Genomic DNA, 16,636 nt, shown 5'->3' with positions numbered 1-16,636 from the left:
TGTTTATGCACTGCCTTTCCATTTCAGCGTTTTGATCTCATACGGTTTGAATGTCAGTTCCAGTCGCCCATCCTGCGTTTCCAGACGTTGCTGTTCGTCTTCCAGCAGATTGGTCAGCAGCCAGTGACCGTGTTCATGCTGGGCGGTTTCGGGTATCGTCAGTACCGCCTTACTGCGGCTACCGGATGATTCATACAGACGGAAAATCGTACCATCGCCATCTTCGGCAGGCTTGATCGTATCCAATACAACATGCTGACTGCTGTAATACAGCAACGAAACGCCTGCTGGCTTCGAATGCGATTCGCTAGTATCCTGTCCGAATGATACCGCTGCAGGAATCGTTGTAGACCGTTTCGCAACCGTAGACGACTGGAAAGAACTTGCGTTTGCTATGCCAGTTGCCTGCATGGTGTTGGCGATACTTGCTTTATTTGCCATGTTCGCTGTATTTGCATCCTTAGCCGTTTGAATGTGCATCGTGTCGTTATGTTGACTGTGTATACTACGTTTATCGTCGCTGCTCGATGTAAGCGAACGAGCATGTACACTTGTCGCAGAAGATGAAGCCTGATTGCTTTCACTGGTGTGAACCGGGGCAAGCAGTCGCACGGGCACCTGCTGATTCAGTTCAGCCGCTGCACGCACAATATGCGCTTCACGCCAGTTACCGCCATGTGGCAATAACGAATACGTGAATTCATGCTGACCGATATCTGCCGCATGATCCGGCCATTTGGGTGCGCGCAGCAGCGATAAGCGCATATGACCGTCCTTGATGTCATAGCCGTATTTGCAATCATTCAGCAGACTGACTCCATAGTCACCTTCTGACACATCGGCCCAGCGATGTCCACACACTTCAAATTGCGCCCGTTCCCATGAAGTATTGTTGTTCATCGTCCGCTCCAGTGCGCCAAATGGAATTTCATAGGTTGCCTGTTCAGCGATCAGATCAACCGGAAAGCTCACTTTGAGCAGCTTATGGCTTTCCTGCCAGTCTACTGTGGTGCGGAAATCGATGCGGCGGTGGGCAGTGTACAGGTATATGTCCTGCGTAATCGTCGAACCGCCTACCTCCCAGCGAAAGCGCAAAATATCTCCTGTCCCCCCACGCATGACTACCTGAGAAAAGAGCAGATTAGCACGTCCTGCCGACTGCGCAGCAAACTGTGGATCGATATCCCACGCATCCCACAACGTTGGACGGTCATGATAATAGCCAAATACGTTGCCGGCATGTTCTGGCTTGAGCACTTCACGTTCAAATTCCTTATCATACAGCGAAGCTATTTCACCCTGCTCATTAAAACGAATCGTATAAAATGGCGTCTCCCAAACGACCGGAACCTCCGCACCGAGCACAATATCTGCCGGACTGCTCACATCATCCTCGTGCTCATATTCCTGCGCTATAGGTGCGCTAACTTGCATCTGCTCCGCTTCACGCAGCCAGATGATCGTATACCCAAAGGCGGGAATCGATGGGATATGAATACGTAAGGCAAACTTTGAAGCTGACGGCTGTTGATTTGCTGATGAAGTCGGTGCTGCTAATTGTTCTGGTTGCTGTAGATGCTCTGATTGTTCTGATTGCTCTACTGGTTGTAATTGATCTACTCTTTCTAATGGAGTTGGCTGTTTTGCACTGCCATTAGCATGATAGATATGTGCTCCTACTGAAGCGGAATCCGATGATGACGATGATGCACTTTGCGATAATGCACCTTGTGATGATAATCCATGTTGCAGCGGAACGAGTCCGGGCAGTTTAGGCCGCGCCACGTTAAAACGGGCAGACGGTGCTGCGACAGGCGGTAGCTCTGGCTCGGCAAGCTCCAGCACAACGATATCGCAAGGTAGCGCTTGTCCATGTTCATCAAAGGCAGTCAATCCGCGCAGCTCATCCCCACCGCGAATTTCAATCCAGTCTCCACGTTCCCAACCAAGACTGTTGAATACAACATAAGGGATACCCGTGTGTGTATCTGTTACTGCTTCCGTCTCTGCTTCTATCTCTGTATCCTTTAACGAACTCGCGGCTAGCTTGCCGTTCATATCGTTTTGCAAAATAGACTGTGTCCATACATCGAGAGCCTGATGGAGCGCGGCTTGTCCGATACGCAAAATCTCTTCATATTCCACATCGGATGTACGATACACTTCATGGATCGCTGAACCTGGCACAATATCGTGAAATTGATTTAGCATCATGCCAAGCCAGCCCTGTTTGAACAATGCTGGTGTAATCGGTTGCTGATCTACGCCCTCTGCACGATGAAGCAGCAACGGACTGACAGAGTAAGTCGCTGCCTCCGCATCACGCGCTGCTGCCTGACCGGAAACGGAATAAGGTTGCTCTGATGAGACATACTTGCTTTCATTTGGACGAGAATCGCCATCTGTCAGGTGGTGTTGATCGTTATTCATTGCTTGCGCTTCTGTACTGTCCTTCTTTACGTTCGGTTCAGTCACATGATCGTCCGTATCGTCTGGAGCCAGACTGCTCACGCCCAGCCGCAGCATCGCAAGTCGCTCCCATATTTCAGCTTCACGGTACAAAATTTCGGCTTTGCGATTATAGCGTTTGTTCCATGCCTGCGTCGTATACGTACCGCGATGCAGTTCCAAATACAGATCGCCTCGCCAGACGGGTAGCTCTGGCTCCTGCTGGCTAATATGTTCAAAAAATTGCTTTGCCGTTCCAAATTCTGCTTTCGGCTGACCGATCATCCATTCAGCATGTTGTACATATTCCACCATCGGCTCGGTCACACCGCCTCCACCATCACCATGTCCGTACAGCAACATTTGCTCGGGATGCACTCCCTTTTGCCGAAACGATTGCCAGTGCTCGTCGATATCTTTGACCGTCGTCGACTCGTTCACCCCATGATTCAAATAGGACAGAACGGGCGTACCATCGATCCCTACCCACTGAAACAGATCATATGGAAACACATTGGTATCATTCCAGTTCAGCTTGGTCGTCATAAAATAATCGATCTCTGCCTGTCTGAGCAGCTGTGGCAATGAGGCGGCATAGCCGAACGTATCCGGTAACCATTCGATCGAGGACGTCTGCTGAAACTCCTCCCGATAAAAGCGCTGTCCATACAATAGCTGACGAGCTAGTGATTCGCCGCTTGGAATATTCAGATCCGGCTCGATCCACATGCCGCCGACTAGCTCCCAGCGTCCTGCGGCAACATATTGCTTAATTTTGGCATACAGTTCAGGATAGTGATCCTTCACATAAGCGAATAGCTGCGGCTGACTTTGGGTGTATATAAATTCAGGATAGTGCTCTAATAACGTGCACATCGTAGAAAAGGTACGACTCGTTTTGCGTACCGTCTCACGTACAGGCCATAACCACGCCAGATCGATATGTGATTGTCCGACCATGATCATGCGTCCATTCGTCTCTGCGTCCGGCGCATACGCACCGACACGCTGACGTAGCAATTGCTGAAGCTGCTCCCACGGCTTGGATAATTGCCATGATTCCTGGGGTAAATCATATGCCGTGCGCATACATTCTTCCAACGCCTCATAAATGTCATGACGGCGCCGTTCGCCTTCTGGCAAGCGCTGTGCCGCATCGACAAGCAGACGAATGCTGTGCATAAGACTCCGTAGTCCCTTATTGATCCGAACGATGCTTGATATAAAACCGCTCAGCGGTGCGACGAACTCCGGCTGTCCATTTAACGGATCACGCGGCTCTGGAATCGGATCATATAGCTCGATCTCGATCTGGAGCGGCTGTCCGATATGGCTGACACGTAGGGGAATAAAGGTATGATTTTTGTCCAGTCCATGATAATGCTCACCGTTGATGTTCAGCAGTCCCTCTCCGCCACCTGCATGAAACAAAAGGGCGGTCGGATTATCTTTCCAATCCGCTGGCACGGTAATTTCCGTTTCTAGCCTATACGTGATGCCATGTGTATTTTGGAGTGTGCGGTCACTGATTTTGCGCGGTGACAATAACTCATACTGTCCAGCAGTCACATAGCGTACTTCTTCTATCGTCCATCGTTCCAATTCCACCTGTTCCAACCACTGTCCATTGGCGAGATGCTTAAGAAATCGTTCCATCCGATGCATAACGAAATGAGCCTCCTGTGTACCTGCTATCAGGTATATTCGTAGTGTGCTGTGACGACAATGGGATGACATGTATGCTCTGATCAGACAGGCGCTATAAAGACCTGGATCGAGCGGTAAACTTAACGGCATTATGCTATAGCAGGGCTGGGGGCGCAATATGTGAGATATGATAGGGTATGTGTGATATGCGCTTTCAGAGCTGTAAAATAGTTTGCTTCGCAAAAATCGCTTTTTCATTGCACCCCGTGTTAGAAGATCGCTAACACTAGAAGTTGTTCTTTTCCTTTATTTTCTTGCCTGCGTTCTGTGCGGCTCGAAACATTTTTAAATACTGGTGTACATGATCAAGTTGCTTTTTCGATCTAGTTTAGTTATATGCTTCAAATCAATAAAATAAATAGCTAACCTGGATCGAGCAGTAAGCTGTACTCTATCACTTTGGATGTAGGCAATATGCAAAAGTGACCCACTCAACGATGTAGCCATCTTGTTTGGAAATCCTGGCACTGCGCTGTACACAATTAAAAGCTATGCCTTCACGGTCAACAAAATCGTCTTCCCCTCTGCGGAGTGGCTGCCAAGTTGGAGGCGGAATTCGCCGGGTTCTATCATACGTTCCAGATTACGGTCTAGCATTTCCAGGTGTTCGGCGGTGATTGGAAATGTGACGGTTTGGGTTTCGCCGGGTTGTAGATGAATTTTATGAAAGCCTTTTAGCTGTTTGGCAGGGCGTGTGGTCGATGCGACGACGTCGGTGATGTAGAGCTGGACAACTTCGTGTCCTGCTCGTTGGCCGATATTGGTAATCTGTATGCTGACCTCGGTTAATGTATCTGCATAGGCTGGAGTTGTTGGCTTGGCAATGCTGGCGATGTCGATTGTTGCTCGTTCGATGACAGGCTCGCTGTATTGGAAACGAGTATAGCTTAGTCCATAACCAAATGGGTAGGCAGGGGTCAGATCCATTTCCAGATAGCGTTTGCCTCGTGTTGCACGCGCATTGTAGTAGATCGGCAATTGACCGACATGGCGCGGCACGGACAGCGTAAGACGACCGGACGGATTCACATCTCCGAACAAAATATCAGCTAATGCATGTCCCCCCTCCTGGCCGGGATACCATGCTTCAATAATCGCATCCGCCTGCTCATCGATATATCGTTCAACAACAGGGCGACCGTTAATATAAACGATGATGATCGGTTTGCCCAGTCCGTGTAATTGACGGAACAGTTCAAGCTGTGCGCCTGCCAGTGTCAGATCGACGCGGTCAATGCCCTCGCCGCTCTCCATATCGCTTTCTTCGGATTCATGCACAAGCGATTGTCCAGTGCGTAGATCGATCGTACCTTCGCCAAAATCGCGTGCACTTGATCCGCCCAGCACGAGCACGATCGTATCTGCCTGTGCCGCCACTTCCAGTGCATATGGAATACCTTCCAGCGAGCCATCTTTGATGCGGCATCCCGGTGCATACAATAAGCGCTCTTCCTGACCCGCAGCAGCTAGATGTGCGCGAATGCCTTCCAGCGGCGTGACGATTTTGCCCGCAGGCTGGGGAGAGGTGTAATCGCCGAGCTGATTGTATGGCTTATTCGCATTTGGACCGATCACAGCGATTCGTCCGGATGCCGTCGCAGGGAGCGGTAATAGCTCAGCATCATTTTTCAGCAAAATCATACCTTCACGCGCTACTTCGCGCGCCAGATCGATATGTGCCTGTGAATGAATGACCTGTTCTGCTATCTGTGGATTGACATATGGACGATCAAATAAACCGAGCTTGAATTTCATGTCCAGCACACGTCCTGCCGCCCGATCGAGTTGTTCCATATGAACCAGACCTTGTTCCAATGCCGCAGATAAGTAACGGCTGAACATATAGCCAGACATTTCCAGATCAATCCCTGCTGATAGCGAAATGGCAGTCGCCTGCTCTCCCGTCTCGACTACATTATGCCCATGATCCTGCATCAGCATATTCATCGCACTGGCATCCGTAATCACAAATCCAGCAAAGCCCCATTGTTTGCGTAGCACCTCATCCAGCAAATAATCATTCGATGTGCACGGCACGCCATCGATCTCGTTATATGCAGTCATGACCGAAGCTGCTCCAGCTTCAACTGCTTTGCGAAACGGCAGTAAATCAATCTCGTGCAGCTCGCGCAAGCCCATATGTACCGGTGCCCCATTGCGTCCTCCCTCCGATGCACCATATCCGGCAAAATGCTTCAGTGTAGCAATCACACGATCCGGCGCCGCCAGCGATTCGCCTTGCAAACCACGTACCGCTGATACAGCCAGCTGTGCTGCCAGATACGGGTCTTCGCCATACGTTTCTTCCGTTCGTCCCCAGCGTGGGTCGCGCACGATATCCAGCACAGGCGAATACGTGGCTACGCCGCCCTGACTGCGCGTTTCCAGCGCTACCGCTGCACACATACGCTCATATAATTCCGGGTTCCATGTGCTTGCCGCCAGTAGCGGCACCGGATACACCGTTGCGCCAATCGCCATATGTCCATGTGAACATTCCTCGCCAAACATTATCGGAATGCCGAGCCGTGAATGCTCCATCGTGTATTGCTGTATCGTATTCAAAGCTTCCGCGCCTTCACGCGGAGATAGCCCGGTTTCCAGTGTCACTTCTGTCCACGGATCAGCACGAAGCGCCGCATAAAGCGCGCCAATCCGTCCCTCACGTACATCCTGCTGAAACGCCTCGGTTAGTGTGATGCTGCCATCTTCATTTTTCGTAAACATCTTCCAGCCAAACGGCTGTACCAGTTGCCCGATCTTCTCATCCGTCGTCATCTGTGCCAGCAGGTGTTGAACGCGCTCCTGCGGCGAAAGTGTTGCATCCTTGTAGCTCATAAATGAAGTCACCCTTTCCCTTTCGCGGCGCTATGCGCCAAAATGTACAGGCGGATTACTTAACGATTTAACGATTCACATCGTCCTCAGCACTCCGTCACAGTGTAGTAGTTCGTTTCTGTGCCACGGATACCTGTCCAGCGAGAATTAAAATTTTATTATTTTCTATAAAAATAATTTTCATAATTATCGAGAAAATAAGAAAAAATTATTTATTTATCACCTTATATGGATATAAATGGTTTTAATTAAAAAGAGACGGTTGTATATAGGAAGTTATGCTTCTGTTTTTATTGATTCTGTATCATTTAAACGAAGTTCTTTTCGCAAATTATTTCAAGCTTTTTCATACAACAGCCGAAAAAAATTTATTATGTAGAGGAATGTGAGCATAAAAAAGAAGCTGCGTATCCGAAGATCGCAGCTTCTTGCTAATATCGATAATAAGGGTATACTTTATATCCACTCTTATTTAGGGCATGTACGCCAACTCGTATACGTGTAAGCTGTGCTTCACTGCGAGAAGTAAATAAGGGTAAGGACGACTTACAGGGTTAGCGATGTTCTAACACATCGTTCAATGAACATGTGGTTCAATGAAAAATGACTTTTGCGAAAGCAAACTATCGTTATTCTTCCCAGCACGGGAATCTACACTATACTCCTAATCGATAGATTCCTGTGCGAGACGGGAGTCCGTCCCCTTATTCTTTCTCGGAGTGGTTGATGCCCCAGTAAAACAGTTTTCGTCGCCCCTGGTACCCAACGAGCACACAGCCAATGCACTGCTCGTATATACGTTTGGCGATGCATTCTGACATGGATACATATCTTATACAAATGTAAAAATTAACTTCATCGCTAGCTAACAACAACTTATTGAATGTACGATCCAGCTTGCTGCACTGTTTCCTTCGTCATGAGCTTATCCAACATTCATAGTCCGTACCTGTGTTACTCATCTCATGCTGATCTACCGCTCAGTACGCCCAGTTCCCTTTACGGAACACCGGCTCCAGCGTACCATCCGGCAGCTCACCATCAATATCCAGCTCTGCTGAACCGACCATAAAATCGACGTGCGTCAGACTCACATTGGCGCCATGTTGTAGCAGTTCCTCCTTGCTCATCTCGGTGCCACCGTCCAGATTGGTCGGGTACGCACTACCAAGTGCAAAGTGACACGACGCATTCTCATCGATACCGGTATTGTAGAAAATACGATTCAGATTGGAGATCGGAGAATCATGCGGTACAAGCGCCACTTCGCCCAGATACATTGCGCCTTCATCCGTTTCTAATAGTGAGGTCAGATGCTCCAAACCGGATACCGCATCATAAGCGGTCACTTTGCCTTCGCTAAATGTCAGCTGAATGCCCTCTACAAGCCGTCCATTCAAATTCAGCGGCATCGTACTCGTTACCGTACCGTTCACACCGGTACGATGTGGCATCGAATACACTTCTTCGGTCGGCATATTGGCGATAAAATATGTACCTTCCGCATTCGGACCGCCCGCACTTTTCCATAGATGCCCTGCCGGCAGTTCCACACGCAGATCGGTGCCTGGGGCGCGGTAGTGCAAGCTTTTATAACGTTTGCTGTTCAGACGTTCCTGTACTTTTTGCAGACGTGCTACATGTTCATGCCAGTCAGCTACGGGATCATTGTCCGGTTTTACACGGTTCATCATAAAGATCGCATCCCACATCGCTGTGATCCGCTGCTCTTCCGGCAGATCGGCGTATACTTTGTTTGCCCATGCCACAGTCGGTGCTTTAACAAGCGCCCAGCTGATGCGGCTGTTGCGTGTGTAGTCACTGTATTTTTCATTGGCGATCGCTGCTGCCTTTACCGACTTGGATACTTTCCACGAATCGATACCGCTAAACAGCTCTGGATTCGGGACTTTAATACGCAAAATCGCTCCGCCTTCGGCAGCGAACTTCTCCATCATATCCGCATGCCATGTCGGATAATAATCAAACGTATCGTCTGCCGCATGCTCGTAACGAATACGGGTGATCGCTTCATCATCCCAATCGACCATCACATATTTAGCTCCTGCGTCATACGCTTCGGCAACGATCAAACGTGTCAGTTCAGCCGTTTCCAGCGGTGCGTTAACGATCAGCACCTGTCCAGGCTGAATATTCACTCCGATCTGGACGACCAGACGGGCATATTTTTCAAGCATGTGTGTAAATGAGTTCATTGTGAGTCTCCTTTGGTGTCTGTTGATTTACGCGGTCTCTGTCATCGTGTCGTTCTACTCTATTTTACATAAAATAACGCGATATATAAAAAGGACGAACGATTCCGACATCAGCACGAACTCATCCAGTATACCGTGTAATGAATCACATGAACATGAAACCGTCTATTCACCGATTTCCGTAATGCCCGTATTTACAAAAGGAGGCACCTTCTGACCGTCTGTGATCGCAAGCAATGTGTTCATAATCGATTCGCCCCAATGCTGTTCATTCTGGGAGATGATCCGCGTAATCTGTCCGTTCACGAGTGATTCTTGCACCGCTGGTGTCAAACCGAGCGCGATATTGTACTGCTTTAAGCCTTTCGCTTTCCAGACAAGGATCGAACTGGAGCTGGATACCGGGTCCAAATTGATCAATGCACTAAAATGCGGATGAGCGCTAATCATCCGCTCTAACTGCTCGGTTGCATCTTCCTCTGTGCCATCATTGTTGCTAATCTCCAATATATCGATCGTCGTATGGCTACTCAAATATTGCTTCAATCCGTCTAATCTCTGGCTTAGCCCTAACATATGCGGCATGCCTGACTCTACAATGACCATCCCTTTACCATCTAATAGCTTGCTGACCGACTTCCCGATGGTTACCCCGGTTTCATAATTGTCTGCACCGATAAAAGCAACTCGTTTGCTGGTTGGAGCGTCCGATTCAAAGCAGACGACCGGAATGCCTTTGGCGACCGCTTTGTCGATCACATCAACAAGTGCCGCAGAATCGACCGGATCGATGGCAATACCATCCACCTCCTGCTTGATCATCATCTCCATGATGCGGATTTGTTGTTCCAGATTCGCTTCATCCGGCGCTTGAACGATCAATTTAACCGCATGATTTACGCTGGCTGTTTTCAGGTTTTCGGTAATGATTTCATACGTTGGATTCACCGTCGGATAAATAATACCAAACACGAGTGGAGCGTGAGCAACGGTAGTGGCAGGGGGCGCGGTTTCTTTCGTTTGCTTTGTACTATCAGGAATCATGTTGCTGGCCGTATTCCCTTCACATCCACTCGCTACTAGCAGGATCATAAGCAGCGCATATAAACGAAAAAGTGGCATGATCCGACTCATCGTTGCTTCTTCCCTTTTCCCACTTGTTCCGTCTGTTGTTCAAAGCTATGTTTTCTGTATTCGGTAGGGGTTAGACCGGTAACTTTTTTAAACAGATTAGAGAAATAATGCGGGTCTTTGTAGCCGACTTGAAAAGCGATTTCGAACGTTTTATGGCGCGTCAGCTTTAGCAGTTCTTTCGCTTTGTTGATGCGGATAAGCGTTAAGTAATCGGTCATCGTTTGCCCTGTTTCCTGGCTGAAAATTTTACTAAGATGACTGGAGCTGACAGCCATTTGCTTGGAAATATCAAACAGAGACAGCTGGTCATCCTCATAGTGCTGGCGAATGTAAAGTTTGGCGGCATGGATCAGCTCACTGTACTTGTCTGTACCTGCTTGCCGCCATGTCCATAATTGATCTAGCAAAGACAACAAATAATGCTGACAATCATCATGACTTTTAATATGCTTGATCTGCTGTTGCAGCGCTGGCAGCACATCGTCGGTAGGATGATTTCTCTGGAAATATTGCTTCGCAGCAGCGATCATTTCCACGGTTAAATCATGCATTAAGTAATACGCATACAGCGAATCCCAGTTAACATTATCCAGTCTGGACGTAAACGCACGCACAAAATCAGGAGCGTCTCTGGAACAACCAAGCTTTAGAAAATCAAGTAATTCATTTCTGTCCAGCAGTACGTTCTCATCGAAACCACCAGCAGAAGTGTGCAATAAAGCATCTTTATTTTGCCGCAACATTCTTCGTTCCAGATGGTCGGCTTCTGCTTCCAGGTAAGAGATATGAATGCCTTGCAGCCTTTCTTGCACACCGCCAACAGACAGGGTCAATTCGCATTGGAATTGGGCGTGTAGAAGGAGCTGTAGATCGTTTACTCGTGCTTGTAACTGAAGCGATGGTTCCTCCGACTGCTGGCATTTGATAATCAATACCGTTTCGGTACGGCTTCGTTTATACATAAAATAATCGATCTGTTCGCAAAGCTGCTCATGAATCCAGCGTCCAGCCTCTGTACATCTAGCTGGATCAAGCTCCGGCTTGGTCGGATCAGTAGACGATAACGTAAGGATCGCTACGGCATAGTAGGACGTCATTAATTGTAGTTTTAACTGGTCTGCTACTTTGATCGCAGCCGCTGTGCTGATCAGACCGCCGCACAGATCGGCAAAAAGCTTCTCGGCCGTATAGGTGTCTCTTTTCTTCTCATTTTCCTCCCTATCGATTGTATCGCTTACGGTACGAAGAAGTTGAAGTAAATCCGCCGCGCTAAATGGCTTCAGACAATAATCCGCTGCACCGAGTCGCAAAGCGGTCTGTGCATAATGAAAATCATCATGTCCGCTAAGAATAATGACTTTAATGTGCGGAAAACGCTCCCGAACGACAGAACATAGCTCCAGCCCGTCCATAAAAGGCATTTTAATATCGGTAATCAGAATGTCCGGCATATGCTGTTCAATTAACGGTAATGCCAGCTCACCATCGGCAGCGTCGCCACAATAGTGGAAGCCTTCTTTTTCCCAGTTCACACGCTCACGTATTGATTCACGGATCAGAATTTCATCATCAACCAACATAATTTTTTTCATGTACGCGACCTCCTATGCTTCGGAATACGGATCGAAATTTCCGTCCACTCTCCTGCTACACTGTTCAATTGCACACCATATTCTTCTCCAAAATATAGCCGCAAACGTTGATGTACATTCAACAATCCGAACCCTCCCTCATACGAATCATAATCTTCTGCGTGTAGGGGATGATCCAGCTCCTGTCGAAGAGCGACAAGTCGTTCAGTTGTGATACCTGCGCCATTATCCGTAACGGTTAATACGACGACAGCGTCATTTTCCTCATAACCGCTGATCGTAATCGTGCCTTTACCTCTTTTGTTTTTGATTCCGTGGTAGATGGCATTTTCGATCAACGGTTGCAACGTCATGTTCAAAATCGGATATTCTTGCAGCTCTTCGTCCACGTCGATGTCGTATTCCAAAATATCGTGGTATCTCATTTGTTGAATGATGAGATAGCTTTGCGCATGAGCAAGTTCAGTGCGAATCGTCACCCAGTCCCTGCCTTTGTTCAAGCTAAGTCGGAAAAATTGAGATAATGCTTTCACAAGCTGGATTACACTCTCATCCTTCCCTGCTTCCGCCATCCAGACAATCGAATCAAGTGTGTTATATAAAAAATGCGGATTGATCTGTGCCTGTAAGGTACGTAGCTCTGCTTTTTGTAATAGTTGCTGCTTCAAAATGCTCTGGTTTAACAGTTGTTTGATTTTCTCCACCATAATATTAAAGCTCTGACCGAGATCGGAAATTTCATCATTGCCAACAGGTTGAACTTTGGCTTCCAGATACCCTTCTGCGGTAAGCCTCATCTTATGTTTGAGTAACTGAATCGGTTGTGTCAGTCGGTACGTGAGAAAGAAATAAATAATGATCACAAATAAAATGCTCAAAATAACACTGAAAATAATAAGCTGCCGAATCCGATCGGCTTCCGACACAATTTCCTGTAATGGTGCAAGACCGACAATTTTCCAGCCGGTCGTGAGCGAAGAACTGAACACGACAAACCACGGCTTGCCCTGTGGGTACAGTACAAAACTGTCCGCGCCCGTTTGCTCGGCGGCAGGTAAACTTGCCAGTGCCAGCTCTTCCAGCTTCTGTTGATCGTCTGACAGCTTGTAAATCGGCTGACCGGACTGATCAATGACGCTAAAAAATCCGGTCTTGCCAATCCGAATATGGTCATCAAATTGTTTGATGAATGAAGCGTTCAAATCGATAATAATAAACCCGATCACTTCATGCGTAATTCGCTGCTGTACAGTCGCAATAATAGAAATAACTTCTTCCTGGGGATAAGTAAATCCATCAACATGGTCATAGTCGGATGCCATCGATGGTGGAATTCTCAGAACGATATCCGGGTGCTCGGTTAGTGTCTGGAAATGAGGATTGCGCAGAGGGTTAATATTAGACTGGAACACACCTTTTCGCTCGCTGATCCCTTTACCGTATAAATTAATAAAGCTAATATTCATCACATCTTCGTACTTGTACGTATCCCGATAAAGGGCAAATGTTTGCAAAATCTCTTTCGCTTCTGTATACGTTTCGGATTGGGAAAAGAGGAAATGAATGACCTGCGGATTATTACTCAGCTCCAGCAATCGCTCAGTGTCATCAAACAGATTGTTAATATTTCTGCTCAATTCTTCCGCCTGCAACATGCTTGCCGCTTTGCTATATTCCGCAATCGATTCATAGGATTTTTGATAGGAGATAATCCCGACCGTAATTAATGGGACGGTCGTTAATACGGTGAACAGGACAAGCAGTTTTATCCTCAGGCTGGCAGACATCAAACGGATCAACCTCATCGATCATCGCACCTCATCATCTAAAATAGGGTTCCACCTGTAAGATGTACAAACCGAAGCCTACTTGTCAAGCAAAAAGAAAGCGCTATCAAAAAATTACACCTTTTAACTAAAATTATACACCTTTTACCGCTAACTAGGCACTACCCTTCATCCAAAATGTGAAAAACCAAAAAAATTAAAATAAATGACCAAATGCGTCAATATCTTATCTTTTTGAAAGCGCTTTATAATTAACTCATCACCAAACGATGGTACACGATAAAGGGGAGGAATAAGGAATATGAAAAAGTTCGGCAAAATGGGAGCGGTTCTGGCACTGACACTGTGTATGACGGTACTGGGCGCATGCGCCAACAATGGAAACAATCAGGCAGGTACTGCAAGCGATGGTTCAGCAACAAAAGCAGGCAACAATATTACACTCGGCTTCTCACAGGTCGGGGCAGAAAGCGGCTGGCGTAGCGCAAACACCAAATCGATCCAAGATTCCGCCAAAGAAGCAGGCTATAATTTGAAATTTTCCGATGCACAGCAAAAGCAAGAAAATCAAATTAAAGCGATTCGTTCCTTTATCCAGCAAAAAGTAGATGTGATCGCCTTCTCTCCAGTTGTCGAATCCGGCTGGGATACCGTACTTAAAGAAGCTAAAGACGCTGGCATTCCGGTCGTGCTGACTGACCGTGCTGTCGATTCCAAAGATACATCGCTGTATGTGACATTCCTCGGTTCTGACTTTGTAGAAGAAGGTCGCAAAGCCGGTAAATGGCTGTCCGAACAATATAAAGATACAAAAGAAGATGTGAACATTGTCGAACTGCAAGGCACAACCGGTTCCGCACCAGCCAATGATCGGATGGCAGGCTTTGCCGAAGTGATTGCCGCGAATCCGCATCTGAAAGTGATCGCTTCACAAACAGGCGATTTTACACGTGCCAAAGGTAAAGAAGTGATGCAGGCGTTCTTGAAAGCGAATAAAGATATCGATGTGCTGTATGCACACAACGATGATATGGCGCTCGGAGCGATTCAAGCGATTGAAGCAGCAGGTTTGAAACCAGGTCAGGATATTAAGATCATCTCTGTCGATGCGGTCAAAGATGGCATGCAAGCTGCCAGCGAAGGCAAAATCAATTTTATCGTGGAGTGTAATCCGATGCTTGGACCTCAATTGATGGAAATCGTTAAAAATGTCGTTGACGGCAAATCGGTAGAGCCGCGAATCGTCACAGAAGAAACGACATTCACTTCCGAACAGGCGAAAGAAGCATTGCCGAATCGCGCGTATTAATCGGTCGTCGACTATCCATTTTGCCACTCCGGTCGCCTGGGTCGCTGCCGGAGTGTTTGATTTTCAACTTCAATCAGAGGAGTGAATACTGAAATGAACACGCAGAAGCCCGTGCTTCAGATGAAGCACATTCATAAACGGTTTCCAGGCGTCAACGCACTAACCAACGTAAGTCTGCGCCTATTTCCGGGCGAAGTTCATGCACTGATGGGCGAAAACGGCGCGGGCAAATCGACACTGATCAAAGTGCTTACCGGCGTCTATTCCATCGATGAAGGCGTTGTAGAAATGGACGATGTACAAGTTTCGATGCAAAGTCCGCTGGAGTCGCAGGCTGCCGGCATCAGCACGGTCTATCAAGAAGTGAATCTATGTCCGAACCTAACGGTAGCTGAAAATATTTTTATCGGCAGAGAACCAAGACGGTTTGGGCGTATTGTATGGAAAGAAATGAACAAACGTGCAGAGCAAATTCTGAGTGAGCGTTTGAATTTACGGATCGATGTGACCGAGCCGCTATTTATGTATTCGGTGGCTGTACAGCAACTCATCGCTATTGCCAGAGCGCTTAATATTTCAGCCAAAGTGCTGATCCTTGATGAACCAACCTCCAGTCTCGACAAAAACGAAGTACAGCAGCTATTTCGTGTCATTCAGAAATTAAAATCCGAAGGGCTGGCGATCTTATTTGTCACGCATTTTCTGGATCAGATGTATGAAATCTCGGAGCGGGTCACGATTTTGCGAAATGGTGAATTGATCGGCGAGTATATGGCTAAAGATCTACCGCGACTGGATCTGGTGCTCAAAATGATCGGCAAAGAGCTGAATTTGCTGGAACAATTGCCACAGCTCGTGGAAGATCATGAAATCGCTGCAAATGAAGTGCTGGTAACCGCAGCAGGACTCGGTCGTAAAGGCGCGATCGAACCGTTCGATCTGGCGATTCATCGAGGCGAAGTCGTTGGATTAGCCGGGTTGCTTGGCTCCGGTCGCACGGAAACGGCGCGCCTGTTCTTCGGTGCCGATAAAGCGGACTCCGGCAAATTAAAATTCGCCGATGGCGGATCAGGTGTACAAACGCCGCGTGAAGCAATTAGTCATCGGATTGCGTTCTGCTCGGAAAATCGCAAAACGGAAGGCATTATCGGCGATCTGAGTGTGCGGGAAAATATTATTCTCGCCTTGCAAGCGAAGCAGGGCATGTTCCGTACCATCTCTCGCAAGCAGCAGGAACAGTACGCGGATGAATACATTCGCATGTTAAATATCAATCCTCCGAATCCAGAGCATCTGATCAAAAACTTAAGCGGTGGCAATCAGCAAAAGGTTCTGCTCGCTCGCTGGCTGCTCACCTCCCCTCAACTGTTTATTTTGGATGAACCGACACGGGGCATTGACATTGGAGCCAAAGCAGAAATTCAGAAGCTTGTGCTCTCTTTATCCCGTCAGGGCATGTCATTCCTGTTCATTTCCTCTGAGCTAGAAGAAGTGCTGCGGGTAAGCGATCGGGTCGCCATCTTGCGTGATCGCCATAAAGTGACAGAGCTTACCGATACGAATATGAGCCAGCAGCAAATCATGCAGGCAATTGCAGGAGGTTGA

At 47.6% G+C, this 16,636-nt stretch carries 8 protein-coding genes; 2 read left to right on the top strand and 6 right to left on the bottom strand.

Features of this window, described 5'->3' with window-relative positions; genetic code table 11:
- Positions 1-3: 3 nt before the first annotated feature.
- The 6 genes from AAHF22_RS09675 to AAHF22_RS09650 all read right to left on the bottom strand — a co-directional run bounded on the left by AAHF22_RS09675 (position 4) and on the right by AAHF22_RS09650 (position 13,740).
- Complete coding sequence (locus AAHF22_RS09675) at positions 4-4,113, bottom strand: alpha-mannosidase (protein WP_347324794.1); 4,110 nt, start codon at positions 4,111-4,113, stop codon at positions 4-6.
- Positions 4,114-4,644: 531 nt separating this feature from the next.
- Positions 4,645-6,993, bottom strand: coding sequence for a glycoside hydrolase family 3 N-terminal domain-containing protein (locus AAHF22_RS09670; RefSeq protein WP_347324793.1), 2,349 nt, complete (start codon positions 6,991-6,993; stop codon positions 4,645-4,647).
- Between the two features lie 980 nt (positions 6,994-7,973).
- Positions 7,974-9,209 (bottom strand): aminopeptidase, encoded by a 1,236-nt coding sequence (locus AAHF22_RS09665; RefSeq protein ID WP_347324792.1) that lies wholly within the window; start codon positions 9,207-9,209, stop codon positions 7,974-7,976.
- Positions 9,210-9,374: 165 nt separating this feature from the next.
- Positions 9,375-10,343, bottom strand: a complete 969-nt coding sequence (locus tag AAHF22_RS09660; protein WP_347324791.1) for a sugar ABC transporter substrate-binding protein — start codon at positions 10,341-10,343, stop codon at positions 9,375-9,377.
- Positions 10,340-11,935 carry a response regulator transcription factor gene (locus tag AAHF22_RS09655; protein WP_347324790.1) on the bottom strand — a complete coding sequence of 532 codons (1,596 nt, stop codon included), beginning with the start codon at positions 11,933-11,935 and terminating at the stop codon, positions 10,340-10,342. Before AAHF22_RS09655 ends, AAHF22_RS09660 begins: the two co-directional genes overlap by 4 nt.
- A complete protein-coding gene (locus tag AAHF22_RS09650) occupies positions 11,932-13,740 on the bottom strand; it encodes a sensor histidine kinase (protein ID WP_347324789.1) in 1,809 nt (602 codons plus the stop codon). Before AAHF22_RS09650 ends, AAHF22_RS09655 begins: the two co-directional genes overlap by 4 nt.
- Before the next feature lie 283 nt (positions 13,741-14,023).
- Between AAHF22_RS09650 and AAHF22_RS09645 the strand changes: the two genes are divergently transcribed.
- Both AAHF22_RS09645 and AAHF22_RS09640 read left to right on the top strand, forming a co-directional pair.
- Positions 14,024-15,031, top strand: a complete 1,008-nt coding sequence (locus tag AAHF22_RS09645; protein WP_347324788.1) for an ABC transporter substrate-binding protein — start codon at positions 14,024-14,026, stop codon at positions 15,029-15,031.
- Positions 15,032-15,124: 93 nt separating this feature from the next.
- Positions 15,125-16,636, top strand: coding sequence for a sugar ABC transporter ATP-binding protein (locus tag AAHF22_RS09640; protein WP_347324787.1), 1,512 nt, complete (start codon positions 15,125-15,127; stop codon positions 16,634-16,636).

It is taken from the genome of Paenibacillus wenxiniae (genome assembly GCF_039822605.1).
In the GTDB taxonomy this organism is placed as follows: Bacteria; Bacillota; Bacilli; order Paenibacillales; family Paenibacillaceae; genus Saccharibacillus; species Saccharibacillus wenxiniae.
This window is presented reverse-complemented; position numbering and strand designations above follow the sequence as displayed.

Bases quoted from the DNA above. Each gene is read 5' to 3' on its own strand.
- AAHF22_RS09640 (WP_347324787.1), top strand. From the start codon at position 15,125: ATGAACACGCAGAAGCCCGTGCTTCAGATGAAGCACATTCATAAACGG.
- AAHF22_RS09660 (WP_347324791.1), bottom strand. From the start codon at position 10,343: ATGAGTCGGATCATGCCACTTTTTCGTTTATATGCGCTGCTTATGATC.
- AAHF22_RS09670 (WP_347324793.1), bottom strand. From the start codon at position 6,993: ATGAGCTACAAGGATGCAACACTTTCGCCGCAGGAGCGCGTTCAACAC.
- AAHF22_RS09665 (WP_347324792.1), bottom strand. From the start codon at position 9,209: ATGAACTCATTTACACACATGCTTGAAAAATATGCCCGTCTGGTCGTC.
- AAHF22_RS09650 (WP_347324789.1), bottom strand. From the start codon at position 13,740: ATGAGGTTGATCCGTTTGATGTCTGCCAGCCTGAGGATAAAACTGCTT.
- AAHF22_RS09675 (WP_347324794.1), bottom strand. From the start codon at position 4,113: ATGCATCGGATGGAACGATTTCTTAAGCATCTCGCCAATGGACAGTGG.
- AAHF22_RS09655 (WP_347324790.1), bottom strand. From the start codon at position 11,935: ATGAAAAAAATTATGTTGGTTGATGATGAAATTCTGATCCGTGAATCA.
- AAHF22_RS09645 (WP_347324788.1), top strand. From the start codon at position 14,024: ATGAAAAAGTTCGGCAAAATGGGAGCGGTTCTGGCACTGACACTGTGT.